Genomic DNA, 22,543 nt, shown 5'->3' with positions numbered 1-22,543 from the left:
GTTAAAATAGGATGATAAAAACCCATTGAAAACAAATAACAAAACAAATCAGAAAAGGTAAGCACTCTATTGAATACTTACCTTAACTAGAAAGTAAAGATTTTATTTTTCAGTAATGCCTGTTTGAAATGAATAGACTACAGGTATTATGACTAATGTTAAAATTGTAGATACCATAAGTCCACTCATTAATGAAACGGCCATTGGAGTAAACATTGGACTGCCTGAAAGCACTAGTGGAATTAGACCTATAACTGTAGTAGTAGTGGTTAGAATAATTGGCCTAAATCTTTTATCTACTGCATCTATACAAGCTTCTTCTGCACTATGACCTTCATTTCTAGCAGTAGTTATATATTCTATAAGTAGAATTGCATTATTGACAACTACTCCAAAAAGACTAACTATTCCTAAGAATGCCATAAATGATAGTGGCTGTCTGAAAACAAATAATCCAACTAAAGAGCCTATTAAGGAAAGAGGTAGAGTAATGAGTATAATTAAAGGCTTAGCAAAGGATTTAAATTGGAACATAAGTATTATGTATATGGCTAATACAGCGAACATAGCTGAAAAACCAACATTACTGAATTTATCAACTATTTGTTCTCTTTCTCCATCAAAGGTAATAGTAAGGTCCTCAGTATCTATATTGTTAAGCTTATTTTTCTCAATGTTATTTTGAATATCTACTGAGCTATATCCATCCTTAACATCACTAAATACTGTGACAGTAACCTCCTTATTGTAAGTTGTTATGGTGTCTGTTTGCACACCAAGCTCAATATTTGCTATTTGTTTTAGTAAAACCTTATGTCCTCCTAAGGAGGATTTTATAGCTAAATTTTCAAGCTCACTCTTAGTGTAGATGTTGCTCTTTACAATGATAGAATACTCATTTCCACCCTTTCTAAATGTAGAAGCCTTTGCGCCCATTAAGGCAATATTTACTTGTCTTTGAACGTCTATCTTAGTAATACCATGACGCATTGCTACATCTGGATCAATATCTACAATGTACTCATAGCTTTTATTAGGTGCATCATCTCTAATGTTTATAGTACCGGATATATTTCTAATTTCGTCCTGAAGCTGTTCAGAGGCCTTCATTACTTTATCAAGACTCTCACCAGAAATCCTAATCCTTACAGGTGCTCCTATGGGCTCTGCATATTCTAATAGCTTAACCGTAGCTGTTCCTCCTACTATATTGTGGTCTAAAGCCTCTTGAAGATGATTTGCAAATTTTTCATTAGATTTAAAGCGACCACCTTTTTTAAGATCCAACTTTATCAATATTTGACCATGATCTGCAGAGGGAATAGTAGGCTGAACGGTTAAATAAAATTTAGGTAATCCACCACCTATTGAAGTGGTATAATCTATAACTTCTTCTTGCTTTGCAAGAATGCTTTCTATCTGTTCAGTTAATTGTTCTGTATCTTCAATATTTCCTTCGTTTTCGGACTGAATATCTATATATAGTACATTCTTATCTATGTAAGGAAAAAATTGAAGGCCTAATTGATAAGTCAAAAAACCAGTTAATAGTAATGCACCAAAGGATATGGCTATAGTGGCTTTCTTTTTCCTTAGTCCCCATAAAAGCATTTTATTGAAGAAGGGGTATAGCTTTCCTAGTCTAAACTTACTATTGCTTGTAGGCTTAAAGAATATATAAGCTAGAGTAGGAGTAATTATCATAGCAACTAAAAAGGAAGCACTTAATGATAATATTACTACCATTGGAAGACTGAAAACAAATTCCCCCACCATACCTGGAAGCAAAAGTAATGGTATAAAAGCAGCTATAGTAGTTAATGTGGAAGTAAATATTGGAACCATAGATTTTCTAGTACCTTCAATAACTGAATATAGCTTATCATGACCTTCATCTATTAAATATTGGATAGCATCGCTGACTACTATTGCATTATCTACCAACATACCTAATGCAATTATAAGTGCAGCAGTAGATATTTGATGAATCTTAATTTGCATTAGGCCCATGCCAACAAAAGTAACAATAATAGATAGTGGAACAGCAGTTGATACAACTAAGGCATTTCTAAGACCCATCCCAATAAATACTACAATTAATACAAATATTATACCTTGTACTAAACTACTCATAAATCCAGACACTGCATTACTTACGTCATCAGGCTGGAATAGAACCTCATCAAATATTATATCTTCAGGTACAGATGATTTTAAGCTGTTGAGAGTTTTTCTAACTTCCTTACCTATTAATACAATATTTTTATCTTGATCGAAGTATCCTGTCAATAAAACAGCATTTTTACCATTTTTCTTGTATTTTAGGCTTCCTTCCTCAAGCTCTAGAGATACTTTTGCGATATCTTTTAGCCTAATATAGGCGCCAGATTCTTTAGAAACTCCAATAATAGTATTTTCTATGTCTTGAACAGATGTATAAGCTCCTGGAATTTTCACATTAATCTTTGAGGTTTCACTCTTTATGCTTCCAGATGGTATCTCCATATTTTGTATTTGTAACAATTGAAGAACTTCATCTAAAGAAATATCTAATTGATTTATTTTATCCACATTTACAGTAACACTAACTTCTTTTTCAAGCTTACCATCTACTTCAAACCGAGAAACTCCATTTATTTTTGTGAGCTCATTTTTTATATTCTCCGCATAAGCAGCAAGCTGTTCATAGCTATAGCTGTCTCCTGAGAAGCTAATTATGATTCCAGAAGTATCAGCTAACTGTGTATTTACTTTTATTTCAGTAACTTCATCAGGTAAATTTGATTTAGCTTCGTTTACTTTATTTATTAACTCAGTCCAGGATTTATCCACATCGGCATCATTAGTTAGATATACAACTATTATAGCAACACTATTTTTAGAATAGGATACGACCTTATCGAAATCTTTTATTTGTTCAATCCTCTCTTCTAATTTTGAAGTAACTAGCTTTTGAACATCTTCGGGAGAAGCTCCTGGATATACTGCTGTAACCATTGCAACAGAAGGTGCCACATCTGGATTATCTTGCTTTGGAACTATGTAATAGCTATATAGACCAGCTATAGTTACTATTAAGGCTAAAAAGAGAGTAATTCTTTTATTACCTACTGCACTTTGAATAATTTTTTTCATAATCTCACCTCCGCCTAATTCTCAATGATGACCTTATAACCTTCTTTTACATTTTTCATACCCTTGACTATAAGCTTTTCATTGGGAGATAGGCCTTCTACTAATACTTTATCTTCGTAAACACTTAAAATACTAATATTCTTTCTAACTACATGTTCATCCATAACAACATAAACATAATCTTCTCCATCACTCATTATATTTACTATAGGAATCCAGATCCCACTCTCTTCACCTATTTGAAGCTCTACCTTTGCAATGGCACCTAAAAGAAAGTCCTTTTCAGATAACTGTTCATCAATGCTTAGCTCAACATTATAGGTTAAGGTTTCCATATCTACGGCTCTGTTTATATTCGAAACATGAGCTTTAAAATTTACATCATTTATAATTATATTTGCTCTAGTTTTAAGGTCTATTTTGCTAATATCCTCCTGTGATAATCCTACACTTACAATTTGTTCATCTGTACGAACTACTATGGCAGGATACCCTTGAGGAACTAGTTCTCCTTCCTTATACAATATGCTTACAATATATCCATCTGAGTCAGATACTAAAGAAGCATCATCTAGTAAGCTAAGCTGAGCTTCATATGCTGTTTTGGCTTGTTCATATTGTGAGAGTGCAGCTCTTTTATCCTCCTCAGTTGCTCCACTATTTACCTGATTTAAAGCTTCCCTTGCTAGCTTTAAGGAGCTTTCAGCATTGTCTAGCTGTAGCTTTACTTCATCTAGCTGCTGCTTTGAAATACTACCTGCTTCATATAGCTTTTGCATTTTCCCATAGGATTCTAATGCAAAATCATATCCGTCCTGTGCTTGCTTAACTGTCAACTCTGCTTGATTTCTTTGCTCTGAGGTAGCACCTTTTATTGATTTGTCATAAAGGGCCTTAGCAGCATCCATTTGATGCTTAGAAGCTGACACTGCCTTGTTTAAATCATCGGCATCTAATTCTATAAGCAGGTCACCTTTTTTAACATATTGACCTTCGGAAATATATATGGTCTTAATTTTTGCACTACTTTTAAAGCTATATTTCTTTAAATCCTTAGACTGTAATGTACCTATGTAATTTATTAAAATAGGAAAGGTTGTTGGCTCTAGGCTTTCCACTACTACTGGTCTTATATTTTCCTCTAGACTATTATTATCTATACTAGAGCAGCCTACTGAAAAAACCATAGATAGCATTATAATGAAGCAAAATATTCTTCTCATTTTATCTCCTCCAAAAACTATAAAAAATTATCTGTATCTTATAAAATTATATTTCAATATAAAAATAAAACAATATAGATTTAAATATAATTTATATATATTTATAGTATTATTATGCAATTTGTATGTCAAATAGTTTTTAAAATAACACGACATTATAATAAAGAAACATGTTGTAGTTATACAAACCACGTACTGGCTTTGCCTTTTAAACATTACAAATGTGTTACAAATTGAAAAAATAGTTGTAATTTCCATTTTATTTTAATATACTGGTTATGTTAGAAAATATTATGAAAAGGAGGTCGTGTCATGAGAAATAGAATAAATTTACTACTAAATAAAAATGAATTAAATATTTTATATACACGACCGGTGTCTTTAGTTTTTTAATGTAAATATTTTGAAATTTTATATTAGCTGATAAAGTCATAGGATTGTGTATGCTTTCCTATGGCTTTTTATATTTACCCTAAGAGTGTCTGGATTGTCTTTATGATTTGAAGGCTTTCTGCTACCCTTATGTGCTTATATTGCCATAGGAAATAATCCTATGGCTTTTTTCATCAAAAAAGGGGGAGTTAAAATGTTAAGTCTATTGAACAAAAATTGTAAAGGAATTTTAGGGTTAAGTAAGGATTATATTATTGAAACAGGTTAAAAATCATGTATAGAAGGACACTTATAAAGGGACGGTGAAAATATGGACGGTTTTAGAATGTTAATAAAATGGATGAAGGGAAATAGGTTATTATATATTGGAGCAATAATGAGTGTAGGATTTGCTACAGCTTTTACGCTAGCAGGACCACTAGTGCTTAGATTTTCTATTGACTCTGTAATAGGTAATCAGCCTATGGAGCTACCTATTTGGATAGAAAACATAATTAATTCAATAGGAGGAAGAAGTATACTGGTACAAAATCTTTGGTTATTGAGTATCTCACTCTTAATTTTAACTATGGGAAGAGGGATATTCATATATTTTAGAGGAAAGTGGTCAGCAGTAGCCTCTGAGTCTATAGCAAAGAATATTAGAGAAGAGGTTTATGATCACCTGCAGCATTTATCTTATGAATACCATGTAAAAGCAGAAACGGGAGATTTGATTCAGAGATGTACTTCAGATATTGATACAATAAGAAGGTTTTTAGCAGTTCAATTTGTTGAAATAGGGCAGGCTATTTTTATGGTAGCAATAGTCATGAGTATAATGTTTTCTCTAAATGTAAAGCTTACTATGATTGCTATGTCAGTAGTCCCAATTATTTTTGTAGCAGCAATAGTGTTTTTTATAAAGATAAGAGATGCCTTTAAAAACTCTGATGAGGCTGAAGGTAGACTTTCTAATGTGCTCCAAGAAAACCTTACAGGAATAAGAGTAGTTAGAGCTTTTGCTAGACAGCAATATGAAATAGATAAGTTTGATGATAAAAATATAGAATTTAGAAGCTTAACTTATAAGCTAATTAAATTATTAGCAGGCTATTGGGCATTATCAGACTTAGTATGCCTTTTACAGATTGGAGCAGTGTTAATCTTTGGTGCTCACTGGGCTGCTAAAGGAGAAATATCCCTAGGTACCTTAGTAGTTTTTACAACCTACGAGGGGATGCTTCTTTGGCCTGTTAGGCAAATGGGAAGAATATTAGCTGATTTCGGGAAAATGATAGTTTCTCTAAATAGAATAAGAGAAATAATAAATGAACCCTTAGAAATTACTGATGAAAAGCTATTAAAACCTGAAATAAAAGGAGATATAGATTTTCAAAACGTATACTTTGAATATGAAAAAGATAGGCCTATATTAAAGGAACTCACCTTTAAAGTAAAAAAAGGGCAAACAGTTGCTATATTAGGACCTACTGGAGCAGGCAAATCTACTTTAGTTCATCTTCTTGGTAGACTTTATGATTATCAAGGAGGTTCAATTAAAATAGATGGTGTAGAGCTAAAAGAAATAGATAAGAAATGGATAAGAAAAAATGTAGGTATTATCTTACAAGAACCTTTCTTGTATTCAAAAAATATAAAAGAGAATATTAAAATAGCAAAGAAGGATGCAATAGATTCACAGGTTTATGAGGCAGCACAAATAGCTTCTATTCATGATGTTATATTAGACTTTGAAAAAGGCTACGAAACATTAGTAGGAGAAAGAGGAGTTACTCTTTCAGGCGGTCAAAAGCAAAGAGTAGCTATTGCTAGGACCATAATCAATGACTATCCGATTCTTGTTTTTGATGATTCTCTTAGTGCGGTGGATACCGAGACTGATGCCAATATTAGAAGGGCTTTAAAATCAAGAAAAGAGGATACTACTACATTTATAATATCACATAGGATTTCTACCTTAGCAGAGGCAGATATTATTCTTGTTCTAGATGGTGGACAGCTAGTTCAATCTGGTACCCACCAGGAGTTAATAAGCCAACAAGGATTATATAGAAGAATATGGGATATCCAAAATTCTTTAGAACAGGAGCTTATGGTTGAGAGTAAAACAGTATAGGCTACTTTATTTGACAAAAAGGTGGTGTTAGTTAATGAGTTCGTTTCAAGAACAAGAGTATAACAACAATAAATTTGATTTAAAATTATGGAAAAAGATACTCTATTATGCAAAGCCTTTAAGAAAGGAATTAATTTTATTATGCTTCCTTATGGTAAGTCTTGCAGTAATAGATGCAATATTTCCTCTTATGACAAAGTTCATAATAGATAACTATGTAGTTAATAGTAATCTTAAAGGAATAACATTATTTAATAGGATATATATTGATGGGATTATAGTATTTGGAATTATATATGGAGTATTAGTCCTTATCCAAGTAGGAACTATAGGATTTTTCATAGCTATAGCTGGTAAAATCGAGACAGGGGTTGTATACGAAATAAGAAAAGAAGGCTTTAAGCATTTACAGGAGCTATCCTTTTCATATTATGATAATACACCTGTAGGATGGATAATGGCTCGAATGACTTCGGATGTTCAAAGACTAGGAGATACTATTGCCTGGGGTATCGTAGACATGGTTTGGGGATTTACCTTAATGATAGCTATTAGTATAGTAATGCTATTGCTTAACTGGAAGCTTGCACTAATTGTCCTTTCTGTAATGCCAATACTAGCAGTAGTTAGCATGTATTTTCAGAAAAAAATTCTAAAGGCACATAGACAGACAAGAAAAATAAATTCACGTATTACTGGTGCATTTAATGAAGGCATAATGGGTGCCAGAACAACTAAAACCTTAGTGAGAGAAGAAGGCAACCTTCATGAATTTGTAGAATTGACAAAAAGCATGAAAACTTATTCTGTAAGAGCAGCAGTATTTTCCTCATTATTTCAGCCTGTAGTTCTAGTGTTATCTACTATAGGTACAGGTCTGGCTCTTTGGTATGGAGGAGAAAATGTATTTTTGCAAGCTATTAGCTATGGTACACTAGTAGCATTTATATCATATACAGTTAGTTTTTTTGAGCCTGTTAGAGAAGTAGCCCGTGTGTTTGCAGAGCTTCAATCAGCTCAAGCTTCTGCTGAAAGGGTATTGTCAATGATAGATACAAAGCTTGAAATAAAAGATAGTGAGGATGTAGCAGCTGAATATGGAGATTCCTTAAATCCTAATAAAAAAGATTGGCCAGAAATTAAGGGCGATATAACCTATAAGGATGTAACCTTTGCATATAATACTGGTGAAAAGGTATTAGAAAACTTTAATCTTCATATTAAAGCGGGAGAAACTATAGCATTAGTTGGAGAAACTGGTTCAGGAAAAAGTACTATAGTAAATCTTGCCTGTAGATTCTATGAACCTACAAAGGGGCAAATATTCATAGATGGTGTTGATTATAAGAAAATGCCTTTACTTTGGCTACATTCAAATCTAGGATATGTTCTACAAGGACCTCACTTGTTTAGTGGCACTATAAAAGACAATATTAGATATGGAAATTTAGATGCAAGTGAATTAGAAATTATAAGAGCAGCTAAACTAGTAAATGCACATGACTTCATTAAAAAACTAGAAAAAGGCTATGATACAGAAGTTGGAGAAGGAGGCAGTAAGCTATCTACTGGTGAAAAACAACTTATATCCTTTGCAAGAGCAATTCTTGCTAATCCAAGAATATTTGTATTAGATGAAGCTACTTCTTCTATTGATACAGAAACAGAACAAAAAATTCAAGATGCTATACACAAGGTGTTGAAGGGAAGAACCAGCTTTATTATAGCTCACAGGCTTTCTACAATACGAACTGCAGATCGAATACTTGTCATTAAAGATGGCAAGATTATTGAAGAAGGAAACCATCTAAAGCTATTGAAGAAAAGAGGATATTATTATAGACTATATACAAATCAGTTTATAGAAGAACAAAATGCCAAAGTACTTAAAGGATAAAAAAGTCTTATTTTAGGTAGAATATTATGTAAGTAAATCCATGAATATTTCTACTAAGGAGGCTATAGTGTGAAAATGTTCTTTGTAACATTAAAAGAAAAAAGAGCTATATTAAATTCATTTAATAATATAGTTGAAGTAAAAGACGATAGAAATGAATACTCATATTATTTAAATGAGAACAATACATTTAAACTTGTAGCAAAGGGTTTTAATGAAGGTGGAGATGGGTATATATTTAACGATAAATTAAATGAGTACAATAATTCTAATGATGGCTGGGTAAGTGTCAGAGATTTTACTGCCCGTAGCCTAAGAGAATTACTTCAAAATACAGTAGATTCAAATCTACATTAAATATTAACTACAGACTAAGCAGTTCATTGGCTATGTTAATGGGCTGCTTTTTTCTGAAGGTTTAAAGGTGGTGGACACATATTATGGCAGAAAAAAGCAACTATAAGCAAGTCAGAAATGTACTAGGAGGTATTTTAGTACTGAACATCTTAGTAGCGCTTGCAAAAGTTATCTTTGGTAAAATCACTAATACTTCAAGTATGATTGCAGACGGATACCATTCTTTTTCAGATGGCTCGTCCAATGTTGTAGGTTTAATAGGAATATGGATAGCTGCCAGACCAGCAGATGAGAGTCATCCATATGGGCATCAAAAGTTTGAAACTCTTTCAACCATAGTAATAAGCCTTTTGCTTTTTTTTGTTTCTTATAATATATTGTCAGACGCTTATTATAGATTTAAAAACCCTATAACTCCAGAAATAAGTATTTATAGCTTTATTGTTATGATAGCTACCTTAGGAGTTAATCTTTGGGTAACTACATATGAAGCTAAAAGAGGAAGAGAACTAAAAAGCAGTATATTATTATCGGATGCTATGCATACGAGAAGTGATATCTATGTTTCTATTTCAGTTATTGTGAGCTTGATTGCTATAAGATTAGGCTTTGTAATTATAGATACAATTATTGCTGGTATTATAGCAATACTTATTATTAAAGCTGGACTTGAAATACTCATACCTGGAATAAATATATTATCAGATGCTAGTATGATTGATTCAGATAATATATATAATTTAGTAATTAAAGTTCCGCAAGTGCAGTATTGCCATAAAATAAGGACAAGGGGAAAAGAAAATTATATAATGGTGGATTTGCATGTGGGATTAGACAAAGCGTTTACCCTTGAATATTCACATAAGCTAGCCCATGAAATTGAGGATATGCTAAAAGAAGAGCTAGAAGGTGTAAAAGAAGTAATAGTACACGTTGAACCAGCCGATGTATTTAATAAAGAAAAAGATGAATAAATTTTAGATAGCTAAAAAACTAGCTATCTTTTGTTTTTTGAGAAATCAATATATTCCAATCCGAAAAATTCCCACAATAGAAGTGCCAGAGTAGAGTTTTCCTACTCGTTATAAAAAGAAAAAATTTACCAAGTAATATTGACAGAAAATTCATAAAATGATAATATTAAAACGAGATGTCAGACGTCTGACAAGTCAAAGATAAAGGAGAGCACTTATAATGAAAATTAAAGAAAAATCTGTTTCTCTAAGTCAAAAGGTTAAAGAGAAAATTACTGAATATATAATGAATGAAAATCTTCAGCCTGATAGTGTAATTCCTTCGGAGGCTGTATTAACTGAAATGCTTGGAGTAAGCAGATATACAGTAAGAGAAGCATTAGCCCTATTAGAACAAGATAAAATATTATATAAGATTCAGGGGAAAGGTACATTTGTAAACAAGGTACCTACTCACATTGAGAGTGGACTTGAAAAACTAGAGAGCATTACTGAAATAATAGAAAGCTATGGATATGAACCAGGCACTATTTGGATTGGCATTGAGGAAAACCTTCCCACAAAGGATATGGTGGATAAAATGGGCTTGGAGGAAGATGATAAAGTAGTGACTTTTACGAGGATTAGAACTGCCAATGGAAAGGTTGCGGTGTATTGTGTAGATACAATAAAAAGAACAGATACAATGGAAAAAATTCCACAAATCATTGAGGAAGAGTCCATGTTCAACTATTTAAAGGAAAAGCATGGAATAGAGCCTGAATACGCTATAGCAGAGATTATTCCCACTCTTCCCACAGCTGAAATGATAAAACATATGAAGATAAAGGAGAATCAGCTTTTCTTGTTACTACATCAAGTACATTACGACAAAGAAGGTAGTCCACAAATATACTCAATGGATTATTTTAATACAGACGTATTTAAATTTATAGTAAACAGGATAAGATAAATAAGAATTATAGAAAATAAAATATAAGAGGAGGAGAACGTATGAATATTTTAATCAAAAATGCTTCAGTTCTTACAATGACTGATCATGCTGAGCTTATAAATAATGCTAGTGTATTCATAGAAGATGGAAAGATTAAAGGTATAGGGGGAAACTCAGAGAACCTAAAAGCAGACAAAATTATAGATGGAACAAACAAGCTAGTTATGCCTGGATTAATTAATTCACATACTCATATAGCTATGTCCCTTTTTAGAAACTATGCTGATGATCTACCTTTTTGGCCTTGGTTAACAGAGAGAATAATGCCTCTTGAAGAAAAGCTAATACCTGAGCATGTTTATTGGGGCTCTATGCTTAGTATAGTTGAAATGATTAAATCAGGTGTCACATCCTTTGCAGATATGTATTTCTTCATGGACGAGGTAGCCAAGGCAGTAGATGAAACAGGAATAAGGGCAAGCTTGTCAATAGGCATGTCTGATAGTGGAGATCAGGACCTAAAGATCAACAATGCTAAAAAATATTATGATAGCTGGCATGGTAAGGCAGATGGAAGAATAACAGTAATGGCAGGACCTCATGCTCCATATTCATGTGAGCCTTCATTTTTACATAAAGTCATAAACATGGCAGCAGAAAAGGGAATGGGAATACATATTCATTTATCTGAAAGCAAGAAAGAAGTAGAAGATAGCTATAATCTTCGAGGAAAATCTCCTATTAAGCATGTTCATGATTTAGGACTTTTTGAATTACCTACATTGGCTGCTCATTGTGTACATTTATCAGACGAGGATATAGCCATATTGGTAGATAAAAAGGTAAATGTAGCAAACAACCCTGGTAGCAATCTAAAGCTAGGAAATGGTTTTGCAAGAGTAGAGGATATGCTTAAAAAAGGAGTAAATGTAGCATTGGGAACAGATGGTTCTGCTAGTAATAATAATCTGAATATGTTTGAAGAAATAAATTTAGCTGCTCTTGTTAATAAGGCATTAAAAGGTGATACTACCTCCATACCTGCAGCTACTGCTGTTAAGATGGCTACTTTAAATGGGGCTAAAGCTCTAGGTTTAGAAAAAGAAGTAGGAACATTAGAAGTTGGGAAAAAAGCAGATATTGTAATCTTGGATTTAAACAAACCGCATTTTTATCCAAGATATAATCTAGTTGCATCATTGGCTTATTCTGCTCAGGCTTCAGATGTAGAAACGGTAATAGTTGATGGGAAAATCCTAATGGAGAATTATGAGCTTAAAACAATAGATGTAGAGAAAGTAATGTATAATGCAGAAAAGTGTGCAAAGAGCTTAATTAAATAGCTTTCTTAATACCTAAATTTTTTAATGAGAGGGTGAGAAGATGAGAGCTGTATACTTTGATGGGGAGCTTCAATACAGAGAAGATATACCAAAGCCTCAAATAGAAAGCAACGAGTCTCTAATAAAGATTACCTATGCTGCAATATGCAATACAGATAAAGAGATAGTGAAAGGCTACAAGGATTTTAAAGGCATATTGGGGCATGAGTTTGTTGGAGTAGTTGAAGAATCAGAGGAGAAGGATTTGGTTGGCAAAAGAATAGTTGGAGAAATCAATATAGGATGCAATCAATGTGATTTTTGTAATAAAGGCTTCCAAAATCATTGTAGAAACAGAAAAATATTAGGAATGACCCATAAGGATGGGGCATTTGCAGATTATATAACTCTTCCAAACAAGAATATACACGTAGTTCCTGATAGAGTGTCAGACATGGAAGCTGTATTTGCAGAGCCTTTAGCTGCTGCGCTTCAAATAACTAATATGTATCATATAAAACCTACGGATAAAGTCGCTATAATTGGAGATGGCAAGCTAGCACAGATGATTACTCAAGTTATAAGCTTAACATCCTGCGACTTAACTGTAATTGGAAAGCATTCTGAGAAACTAGATTTATTAAAAAGAAAAGCAAAAACAATACTTTTACAAGATTCTAAATTTGAAAATTATTTTGATGTAGCAATTGACTGCACAGGTAATTCTCAAGGCTTAAAATATGCTAAGGATATAGTGAAAGCAATGGGAACAATAATACTAAAAAGCACTTATAACTCTGAGGCTATGCTTAACCCTACAAGCTGGGTTGTAAACGAAATAACCATATTAGGCACAAGATGTGGACCTATAGATGCAGCGTTAAGGCTTTTAGAAAGAAAGCTAGTGTCTGTAGATGGACTAGTAAGTGGAATCTACTCACTAAAAGACTTTAAAAGCGCTTTTGAAGATAAAAATGCCCTAAAAGCAGTATTCGATTTACAAATGAATTAGATTTATTCAGTATAAGAGGAGGAAAAAAATATGAAAGAAATTAAAACAATTGAATTTAAGGATGATATTTTATATCTAATAGATCAAAGAAAATTACCGATAACTTATGAAATATTCCAGTGCGAGACATATAAGGAAGTAGATTTTGCCATTAAAGATATGGTTGTAAGAGGAGCACCTGCCATAGGAGCAACTGCAGCATATGGAGTAGTCCTAGCTGCAAAAGAATTCCTAAATAATAGTAAGGATGAATTTTTTAAGAACATGGAAGAAGCATTGGACTTATTAAACAAGTCAAGACCAACAGCAGTAAATCTAATGTGGGCAATAAGAAGAATGAGAAACCTTATAGAAGAAAACAAAGAGCTATCAGTAAATGACATATATGAAAAAATAAGAATAGAAGCAGATAACATTTTTAATGAAGACATACAAACAAACAAACAAATGGGAAAACATGGTAATGAAGTTATTCCTGAAAAAGCTACTATTCTGACCCATTGCAATACAGGAGCTCTAGCTACAGCTGGGTTTGGTACAGCTTTAGGAGTAGTAAGAGAGGCATTCTATACTGGAAAGGATATATTTGTTTATGCTGATGAAACAAGGCCAAGACTTCAAGGCGGAAGACTTACTGCATGGGAGCTAAGGCAAGAGGAAATACCCTCAAAGCTTATTGCAGATAATGTGGCTGCGACCTTAATAAGAGATGGGAAAATAGACGTAATATTAGTAGGTGCAGATAGAATAGCCTTAAACGGAGACACTGCAAATAAAATTGGAACATTTATGTTATCAGTAGTAGCAAAGGCTTATAATGTACCGTTCTATATAGTTGCTCCAACAACTACTATAGATTTTGATATAGAAACAGGAGAAGAAATAGAAATTGAAGAGAGAGGTAGCGAGGAGGTTACTCACATCGAAAACGTTAGAATAGCACCAGAAGGTATGGACGTATTTAATCCTGCATTTGATGTGACGCCAAGTGAAAATATTACAGGGATTATAACGGAAAAAGGAATAGTAAGACCACCATATAGAGAAAACATATTAAAACTTAAATAAGGAGGGATGAAAGAAAATGGGTAATAAAGAGGAAGTAAAGGCTATATCCATAAAAAACCTGACTTTTAAGTATAAAGACCAAAAAGATAAAAATGCTATTGAAGATATAAACTTAGATATTGAAAAAGGTCAATTTGTAGTAATAATGGGGCCTAGCGGTGCAGGTAAATCTACTTTGGCAAATTGCTTAAATGGACTAGTACCTCATTTCATTAGAGGACAATACAGCGGTGAAGTTTTAATAAATGGTGCTAATGCAAGGGAAAATAGTGTGAGCAAAATGGCGAGGGAAATAGGATTAGTTTTTCAAGATTTTGAATCACAGTTGTTTTCTACAAATACAATGCTGGAGATTGCATTTGGACCTGAAAATTTTAAGGTTGATAGAGAAGAAATAAAAAGAAGAATAGAAAAAATATTAAAGACAGTTAAGCTTCAAGGCTTTGAAGCTAGGCAGCCTTCAACATTATCTGGAGGCCAGAAGCAAAGATTAGCTATAGGCTCTGTTCTCGCTTCTCAACCAAGTATTATCTGCATGGACGAGCCAACTACAGATCTGGACCCAGTGGGCAAGCTAGGTATATTTACAATAGCTAAAGAGTTACATGAAGACAAAGATCTTACCCTTATAATAATAGAGCATGAAACAGAAGAGGCATTAAACGCTGATAGGCTTATAATTATGGAAGACGGACATATTTTAAAGGATGGATGCCCTAAAGAGGTTCTAAAAGAAATAGAATTAACAGATCGTATAGGAATAATGTCCCTTCAAATTCCAAAATACTTTTCTCAAATGTCCTTAATAAAAAAAGAAGAACTACCCTTAACACCTGATGAAGGCCTAGAAAAATTCAAGAGTCTAGGACTTGAAATAGATGAAGAAAAATATGCAGAAATTCTTTGTGGAGAAGAAAAAAGAGATAGTAAATATGGAAATGTAATAATAGAAGTAAAGGATCTAGAGCACACTTATCCTAACGGGAAAACTGCCTTAAAAGGAGCTAGTCTAAAGGTAAGAGAAGGAGAATTTTTAGCTGTACTTGGGCACAATGGAAGCGGTAAGACTACTTTAGTAAAGCATTTTAATGGATTACTATTACCTACAAATGGGAATGTAATAGTAAATGGAAAAGACACTAAGAATTCAACAATATTTGAGATAGGTAAAGAGGTAGGATATGCTTTTCAAAACCCTGACCATCAGATATTTGCTGATACAGTTTATGAAGAAGTAGCTTTTAGCCCTAAGATTAGAGGCTGCTCAAAGGAAGAAATAGATGAAAGAGTTAAAGAAGCACTAAAGGCAGTTGATATGGAAGGATATGAGGAGGAAGACCCATTTTCACTTACTAAGGGCGGAAGACAAAGAATAGCAGTAGCTTCTATATTGTCTGCCAGACCAAAAGTTATAATCCTAGATGAGCCTACTACTGGACTTGACTATAAAGAGCAAAGACAGATGATGGAGCTAATAAAAAAGCTTAATGAAAGTGGGCATACCATAATAATGATAACCCATACAATGTGGGTAGTTTCTGAATATGCTCATAGGGTAGCAGTAGTAAATGATGGAGAAATAAAGATGTATGGCACTACTAGAGAGGTATTTAAAAATGAAGAGGAGCTTTTAAAATCTTATTTAAAAACACCTCATATAGTAAGCTTAAGCAATAAGCTAGGAAATACAATACTGTCAATAGATGAAATGATTAGATGCACTAAGGGGGCGAAGTAACATGGATATGTTCTTATATATAGACAAGAATACTTTCCTTCATAGATTAGATCCTAGAACTAAGCTGCTAGTCATGTTTGGTAGTTTTGCAATTGCACTTTTATTTAATTCTCTTCCTATACTAATTGGACTAGGAATAGTTATTTTCTTATATGGACAATCAGGAAGAGTGTTATCAAATTTAAAGCGTATAAGGGTAATATTATTCATGATTGCTTTAATGTCAATAATTATATGGTCCTTGACCAAGGGCGGGGAAACAAAGCTACTGGGACCTATAACTCTAGAAGGACTCTTACATGGAATCATGATAGGTTTAAAGTTTGACATAATGATTATTTCTGGGATGATTTTCCTAAGCTCTACAAAAATCGAAGAAATATCCCTAGGTCTTGTCAAATTAAAGGTGCCTTACAGAGGAGCATTTGCATTTTCAACTGCAATAAGACTTGTTCCTATGATAGTAGGTACTAGTTATACAATTACTCAAGCACAAAAGTCCAGAGGATTAGACTTAGATTCAGGAACGTTATTTCAAAAAGCTAAAAAATATGTACCATTATTGATACCAACACTTATTTCTGTTATAAGAGGTACAAATGTGTTTTCTATGGCCCTAGAATCAAAAGGCTTTGGCTATGACAAAGAAAGAACTAATTACATGGAAATAGGCTTTGATGGAAAGGATTATGCACTTATGGTAATAACAATATTAGCAGTAATATTTTCTATATACTCAAAAATAGCATTTAAATTATAGGAGGTAAATATTATGAAGAAGGCTATTATTGGAGGTACAGGTGTCTACGATATTGGAGTAGGAAGCCATGCCAAAATTGTTGAAACAAAATACGGAAATGTAGAAGTTGATATAGTAAATATTAACGGAGAAGATATAGTTTTCTTAGCAAGACACGGAAAAGACCATTCAACACCACCACATTTAATAAATTACAGAGCAAATATGAAGGCATTAGAACAACTAGGAGTTAAATATATCTACGCAACTGCAGCAGTTGGCTCATGTAATGAGAATTATGCTCCAGGGGATGTTGTAGTAGTAAATAATTTTATCGATTTTACTAAATTAAGACCTGTTACTTTCTTTGAAGGTGGAGAGGAGCCCGTTAAACATACAGATATGGGTGATCCTTATTGTAGAAACCTTAGAAACAAATTTTATGATGCAGCAAAGATTGAAGAAGTTCATGTAAAAGGAAATGCAGTATATATATGCACTGAAGGTCCTAGATTTGAAACAGAATACGAAGTAAAAATGTATAAAAATTTAGGAGGTGATGTAATAGGCATGACTAATGTGCCAGAGGTAGTACTAGCAAAGGAATTAGGAATGTGTTATGCAACAGTTGGGATAATCACAAATTGGTGTACAGGCATTAAAGGAGAGATTACCCTACATGATATTCGAGGTACATTGTCTGCGAACAAAGAAAAAATTAGTAAGGCTTTTTTAAGAGTATTTAGAGAAAACCTAGACCAGGAAAGTTGTAACTGTCAAAATGCAATTATTAAACTCTAATAATAAAGGGGGATATTTGTAATGAAAGAAGTATTTAAAATGTGGAAGTCAACTAAAATGGTAGTTTTAGTAGCATTATGTGCAGGCCTTTATGCAGCATTATTAATACCTTTCAAAGCACTAGTTTTAATTCCTGGAATTACAGAATTTAGACCTGCAAGTGCATTACCTATAGTATTTGGACTTTTATTTGGACCTGCGGGAGCTTGGGGTTCAGCTATAGGTAACCTTATAGGAGATTTCTTTGGTTCATTAGGTGTTGGTAGTATTTTTGGCTTCTTTGGGAACTTTATGTTTGCTTATGTACCATACAAAGTATGGCACAACCTAGGTGTAGTTGATAAAGACGATGCAGAACCAAATCTTAAATCTGGGAAGAAAGTAGTGGCATATATTCTTGCAACTTTAGGTGGAGCATTATCATGTGCTCTCATTATAGGCTGGGGACTTGAAATACTTGGAATGGTGCCATTTGCAGCACTAGGAGCTATAATATCTTTAAACAATTCAATTCCTTCAATAATCCTTGGTATACCTCTATTAATAGTTTTATATCCGAGAATTAAGAAATGGGACCTTCTATGGACGGATATAATGCCAGAAGAAGACCTACCTAAAACTGGTGGAACAGCAAGAATTGGTGCTATAATCATGTTTTTAGGTACAGTTGTAGGCCTTATAGGAGGATTAGCAGTTGCACTAGGTGCTGGGCAAGAGCTTTTCAGCTTTGGCTCTGGAGTAGCTGAAGGAATGAGTGTAGCATTAGTAGCAGGATTAGGCGTATTAGCAACATTTGTTGGGAGCTTTATGCAGTAACATAGGGGGGGGATTCCCCCCTGTGTATTCAATATAAAGGTACTAAATACTAAATAGAAAATCTTTTTTGTATTTAGTATTTAGTACCTAATAGTAGTTTAGTTATTAGATACTAAAATATTAGGTTAATAACAGAGAGAGGTGCTTTTATGGACAAAAATAAAAAATACAGATTTGAAACTATGTCAATACATGCTGGGAGCCAAGGAAAAAATGCAAATAATGCATTGAATCCGCCAATTTATCAAACATCTACTTTTGTATTTGATAGCATTGAACATGTTGAAAAGGTTATGTCCTTTGAAAGTGACGATTATGTATATACTAGGGGGAACAATCCTACCCTAAGACTTTTTGAAAACAGAATGGCTGCTTTAGAGGAAGGTAATGGAGCAGTTGCATTTTCTTCAGGAATGGCTGCAATAAGCTCGGTTCTATTTTCATTTCTTAAGCCAGGTGACAATATAATAGTAAATAAAACCTTATATGGATCTAGCTACAACGTTGTTACACATCTTCTTCCTCAGTACAATGTGGATTATAAAATAGCAGATTTAAGCTATACAGATGGGCTTAAAGACTTAATTGACGAAAAAACTAAGGTAATATATTTTGAGACCCCTTCAAATCCCAACCTAATGCTTATAGATATTAAAAAAATTTCAAAAATAGCAAAGGAAAAAGAGGTAAAGGTAGTAATAGATAATACTTTTGCTACACCGTACTTCCAAAGACCATTGACCTTAGGAGCAGATGTAGTAGTTCATAGTGCTACCAAATATATCTGTGGTCATGGAGATGTTGTAGGTGGAGTTGCTATCTCTAAAAATGCAGATTATATACAATCTCTAAAATTTGATTACATGTGTGAATTTGGAGGAGTAATGAGTCCGTTTAATGCATGGCTCTTGCTTAGAGGACTTAAAACACTTGGTGTAAGGATGAGACAGCATGAGAAAAATGCGCTTGAGGTAGCTAGGTTTTTAAAGCGTCATCCAAAGGTAAAAGAAGTTTTATATCCTGGACTTGAGGATTTTAAAGGACATGAAATAGCAAAAGAACAGATGAGTGGCTTTGGAGCCATGATAAGCTTTGAAATAAATGGGGATTTAGAAGCTGCTAAGAAGGTTGTTAACTCTGTGAGACTAGCACAGCTTGCTGTAAGCCTTGGAGACTGTGAAACCTTAATAGAGCTTCCAGCAGCTATGACACATAGAGGATACCCAAAAGAAGAGCTAGCTAAATTTGGATTAACTGAAAGCATGATAAGAATATCTGTAGGACTTGAAGATGTGAACGACATAATTGAAGACCTAGATAATGCACTATCAATGATATGAGTAAAATAGAGCATGAGTTTTATCTACATGCTCAGACTGAATATAAACTATACAACAAAGTCGCAAAATATAGAGTGACTCTGAAAGCTTTAGATTATCTTCTAGCTAACAGCTAAAGACTAACAACTAATACTGCCATAATTAGGAGGAATTAAGTTGATAAGAGCTGATAAAGGTTTGGCATTTATGCTTCAGTATGAAAATGTAGCATGGTATGAGAATGGTATGGTTAAAATATTAGATAGGAGAATATACCCTACTAAAGTACAGTTTGTTACTTGCTACCACCATACAGAAGTAGCTAAGGCGATTGCTGATATGGTAACTCAAAGTGGGGGGCCATATGTTGCTGCTGGTATGGGAATGGCACTTGCTGCTCATGAGGCAAAGGACAAATCTTCAGAACAGTTGCTTGAATATTTAAAGGATGCAGCCTATACACTTTCACATGCAAGACCTACTACGGTCAAACGTATGGAAATAGTTGTAGAGGGGTGTTTAAATGCAGCTCAGGAGGCTATAAAACAAGGGGAAAGGGTTGATGAAGGAATATTTCATCACACCTTAGCAACAATAAACAATAACTATATTAGGATAGGCAAGGTTGCAAATTATCTTGTGGATATGTTCCCAGATAAAGGCACCATTATGACACAATGCTTTGGAGAAACTATAGTAGGTCAAATGCTTAAGGAAGCAAAAAAACGGGGCAAGGATATTAAAGTTATATGTCCAGAGACACGACCATATTTTCAGGGAGCAAGGCTTACTGCTAGCGTCGTTTATGAGCAAGGTTTTGATGTAACGGTTATAACAGATAATATGCCTGCCTATACAATGCTAAGCAAAAAAGTAGATTTATTCACATCAGCAGCAGATGCTATTTGCATGGATGGGCATGTAGTAAATAAGATTGGCACTTTTCAAATTGCAATAGCAGCAAAGTACTTAGGAATTCCTTATTTTGTAACTGGGACTCCAGACAAGGGGCATGATAGTGTTTCAACAATAAAGATAGAAGAAAGAGATGCAAGCTATGTTTTAGAGGCTATGGGTGTAAGAACTGCAATGGAAGGTGTGAAAGGCTATTATCCATTGTTTGATATTACTCCTCCTCATTTAGTAAGTGCTGTAATTACTGACAAAGGTATATTTACTCCTTACGATTTAAATAGATATTATAGTGATTAACTATTTGTCCATTTATGAATATTTATTGTATAAAGCAAGAAAGGACTGATGAAATTATGTTAATGAAGGAAGAAAGACAGCTAATTGTAGAATACGGTAAAAAGCTTTTGACCTCAGGGTTAACAAAGGGTACAGGTGGTAATTTAAGTATATTCAATAGAGATAAAGGACTGTTTGCTATAAGCCCTACAGGCATTGACTATTTTCAAACTGAGCCAGAGGATGTAGTTATATTAAGCATTGATGGAGAGCAAGTAGAGGGACATAGAAAGCCTTCAAGTGAAGTTGAAATGCACAGAGTTTTTTATGAAAGAAGAACAGATATAGATGCTATTATTCATACTCATACCATGTATGCTACAACCCTAGCATGTCTAAACTGGTCCTTACCACCAGTTCATTATATGGTAGCACTAGCAGGCTTAGATGTAAGATGTGCTAAATATGCTACATACGGTACTAAAGAGCTTGCAGAAAATGCTTTTGAAGCTATGAAAGACAGGAAGGCAGTTTTATTAGCAAATCATGGACTCTTAGCAGGAGCAAATGATTTATTAAACGCTTTTAATATTACAGAAGAGATAGAATATTGTGCAGAGCTTTACTATAGAACAAAATCCATAGGAGAGCCTGTTATTTTATCAGAGGAAGAAATGATATTAATGTTGGATAAATTCAAAACATATGGTCAAAGAAAATAATTAATATTTTTATAGAAATATTTTGGAGGTAATCATGAGACCAAAAGAAGTCATTGAAAAATGGGTTGAAGCTTTTAATAATGCGAATGTTACTGATTTAATAAGTTTTTATGGCGATGAGGCTATAAACTACCAAGTACCCAACACTCCAATTCAGGGGAAAGAAGAAATCAAAAAAATGTTTGAAGAAGAATTTGCTCAAGCTAAAATGGTTTGTATTATAGAAAACATTTTTGAAGATGGTGAATGGGCAATTTTAGAATGGAAAGATCCACTTGGACTAAGAGGATGTGGTTTTTTCCATATTATAAATGATAAAATTGTATTTCAAAGAGGTTATTGGGACAAATTATCATTTTTAAGAAAGCATGGCCTTCCAATCCCAAAAGAGTAAAAAATTCAGAAGCGGAAATTGTTAAAACTATTCCCGCTTCTTTATTATTTCCCTTTGTAACTTAGTGTAAAATAATTGTAGGAAAAAATATAAAAAGAATAGCCCCATATGTTATGATGGAAGTGTCAAAGCAACACACCAAAACACAGAGGAGGCTATTCTTATGAATACAATTATACACGAAATAGTAGAAAAAATCACCCTGGATATGAAAAATAATTTAGAGGACCTAATATTAGATAGTAAAGACATTTCTCATTTCATCATAAATACAGGAAAATCCCTAGATGAAATAGGAGTTAAAATAGTGAAGGAAGCTCTAGAAATGCTTGATGAGACCATTAGGGAGTCAAGCACTAGAAAAAAGGAATACTACATTCAAAGAAGAA

Annotated in this window: 18 protein-coding genes and 1 pseudogene; 17 read left to right on the top strand and 2 right to left on the bottom strand. The window is 33.5% G+C overall.

All coding sequences use genetic code 11. The annotated features are described in order from the left end of the window. Positions 1-102 precede the first annotated feature (102 nt). Complete coding sequence (locus tag BLV37_RS12025; RefSeq protein ID WP_091731844.1) at positions 103-3,135, bottom strand: efflux RND transporter permease subunit; 3,033 nt, start codon at positions 3,133-3,135, stop codon at positions 103-105. Between the two features lie 14 nt (positions 3,136-3,149). Then, positions 3,150-4,358, bottom strand: a complete 1,209-nt coding sequence (locus BLV37_RS12020) for an efflux RND transporter periplasmic adaptor subunit (protein WP_091731842.1) — start codon at positions 4,356-4,358, stop codon at positions 3,150-3,152. Between the two features lie 703 nt (positions 4,359-5,061). On the opposite strand from BLV37_RS12020, the gene BLV37_RS12015 reads away from it, so the two are divergent. The 17 genes and pseudogenes from BLV37_RS12015 to BLV37_RS11935 all read left to right on the top strand — a co-directional run. Then, positions 5,062-6,870, top strand: coding sequence for an ABC transporter ATP-binding protein (locus tag BLV37_RS12015; protein ID WP_091731840.1), 1,809 nt, complete (start codon positions 5,062-5,064; stop codon positions 6,868-6,870). A gap of 34 nt (positions 6,871-6,904) precedes the next feature. Beyond that, the gene (locus BLV37_RS12010; protein WP_091731837.1) at positions 6,905-8,767 is read left to right on the top strand and encodes an ABC transporter ATP-binding protein; all 1,863 of its coding nucleotides are present in this window, start codon (positions 6,905-6,907) and stop codon (positions 8,765-8,767) included. Positions 8,768-8,836: 69 nt separating this feature from the next. Next, on the top strand, positions 8,837-9,124 hold the full coding sequence (locus tag BLV37_RS12005) for a hypothetical protein (protein WP_091731835.1): 288 nt from the start codon (positions 8,837-8,839) through the stop codon (positions 9,122-9,124). A gap of 83 nt (positions 9,125-9,207) precedes the next feature. Then, on the top strand, positions 9,208-10,098 hold the full coding sequence (locus BLV37_RS12000; protein WP_091731832.1) for a cation diffusion facilitator family transporter: 891 nt from the start codon (positions 9,208-9,210) through the stop codon (positions 10,096-10,098). Positions 10,099-10,318: 220 nt separating this feature from the next. Further along, positions 10,319-11,050 carry a GntR family transcriptional regulator gene (locus BLV37_RS11995; protein ID WP_091731830.1) on the top strand — a complete coding sequence of 244 codons (732 nt, stop codon included), beginning with the start codon at positions 10,319-10,321 and terminating at the stop codon, positions 11,048-11,050. 41 nt (positions 11,051-11,091) lie between these two features. Next, positions 11,092-12,375 carry an amidohydrolase gene (locus BLV37_RS11990; RefSeq protein ID WP_091731828.1) on the top strand — a complete coding sequence of 428 codons (1,284 nt, stop codon included), beginning with the start codon at positions 11,092-11,094 and terminating at the stop codon, positions 12,373-12,375. 40 nt (positions 12,376-12,415) lie between these two features. After that, positions 12,416-13,366 carry an MDR/zinc-dependent alcohol dehydrogenase-like family protein gene (locus BLV37_RS11985; RefSeq protein WP_091731825.1) on the top strand — a complete coding sequence of 317 codons (951 nt, stop codon included), beginning with the start codon at positions 12,416-12,418 and terminating at the stop codon, positions 13,364-13,366. A 30-nt stretch (positions 13,367-13,396) separates the two neighbouring features. After that, the gene (gene mtnA / locus BLV37_RS11980) at positions 13,397-14,434 is read left to right on the top strand and encodes an S-methyl-5-thioribose-1-phosphate isomerase (protein WP_091731823.1); all 1,038 of its coding nucleotides are present in this window, start codon (positions 13,397-13,399) and stop codon (positions 14,432-14,434) included. A gap of 16 nt (positions 14,435-14,450) precedes the next feature. Then, positions 14,451-16,172, top strand: a complete 1,722-nt coding sequence (locus tag BLV37_RS11975; RefSeq protein ID WP_091731820.1) for an ABC transporter ATP-binding protein — start codon at positions 14,451-14,453, stop codon at positions 16,170-16,172. A 1-nt stretch (position 16,173) separates the two neighbouring features. Continuing rightward, on the top strand, positions 16,174-16,932 hold the full coding sequence (locus tag BLV37_RS11970; protein ID WP_091731818.1) for an energy-coupling factor transporter transmembrane component T family protein: 759 nt from the start codon (positions 16,174-16,176) through the stop codon (positions 16,930-16,932). Positions 16,933-16,944: 12 nt separating this feature from the next. Beyond that, positions 16,945-17,712 (top strand): S-methyl-5'-thioinosine phosphorylase, encoded by a 768-nt coding sequence (locus BLV37_RS11965; protein ID WP_091731815.1) that lies wholly within the window; start codon positions 16,945-16,947, stop codon positions 17,710-17,712. A gap of 21 nt (positions 17,713-17,733) precedes the next feature. Beyond that, on the top strand, positions 17,734-18,528 hold the full coding sequence (locus BLV37_RS11960) for a QueT transporter family protein (RefSeq protein WP_091731812.1): 795 nt from the start codon (positions 17,734-17,736) through the stop codon (positions 18,526-18,528). Between the two features lie 149 nt (positions 18,529-18,677). Beyond that, positions 18,678-19,868 (top strand): trans-sulfuration enzyme family protein, encoded by a 1,191-nt coding sequence (locus tag BLV37_RS11955; RefSeq protein ID WP_091731810.1) that lies wholly within the window; start codon positions 18,678-18,680, stop codon positions 19,866-19,868. 156 nt (positions 19,869-20,024) lie between these two features. After that, positions 20,025-21,059 (top strand): S-methyl-5-thioribose-1-phosphate isomerase, encoded by a 1,035-nt coding sequence (locus BLV37_RS11950; RefSeq protein WP_176967973.1) that lies wholly within the window; start codon positions 20,025-20,027, stop codon positions 21,057-21,059. Positions 21,060-21,073: 14 nt separating this feature from the next. Continuing rightward, complete coding sequence (locus tag BLV37_RS11945) at positions 21,074-21,760, top strand: L-fuculose-phosphate aldolase (RefSeq protein WP_342026621.1); 687 nt, start codon at positions 21,074-21,076, stop codon at positions 21,758-21,760. A 34-nt stretch (positions 21,761-21,794) separates the two neighbouring features. Continuing rightward, positions 21,795-22,154 carry a nuclear transport factor 2 family protein gene (locus BLV37_RS11940; protein ID WP_091731805.1) on the top strand — a complete coding sequence of 120 codons (360 nt, stop codon included), beginning with the start codon at positions 21,795-21,797 and terminating at the stop codon, positions 22,152-22,154. Between the two features lie 163 nt (positions 22,155-22,317). After that, a pseudogene (locus BLV37_RS11935) lies at positions 22,318-22,543 on the top strand (hypothetical protein); the annotation flags it as partial.

The organism is Proteiniborus ethanoligenes (assembly GCF_900107485.1).
Taxonomy (GTDB): domain Bacteria; phylum Bacillota; class Clostridia; order Tissierellales; family Proteiniboraceae; genus Proteiniborus; species Proteiniborus ethanoligenes.
Note: the sequence above shows the minus strand (reverse complement) of the source record. Positions and strands in the feature narration are given on the sequence as shown.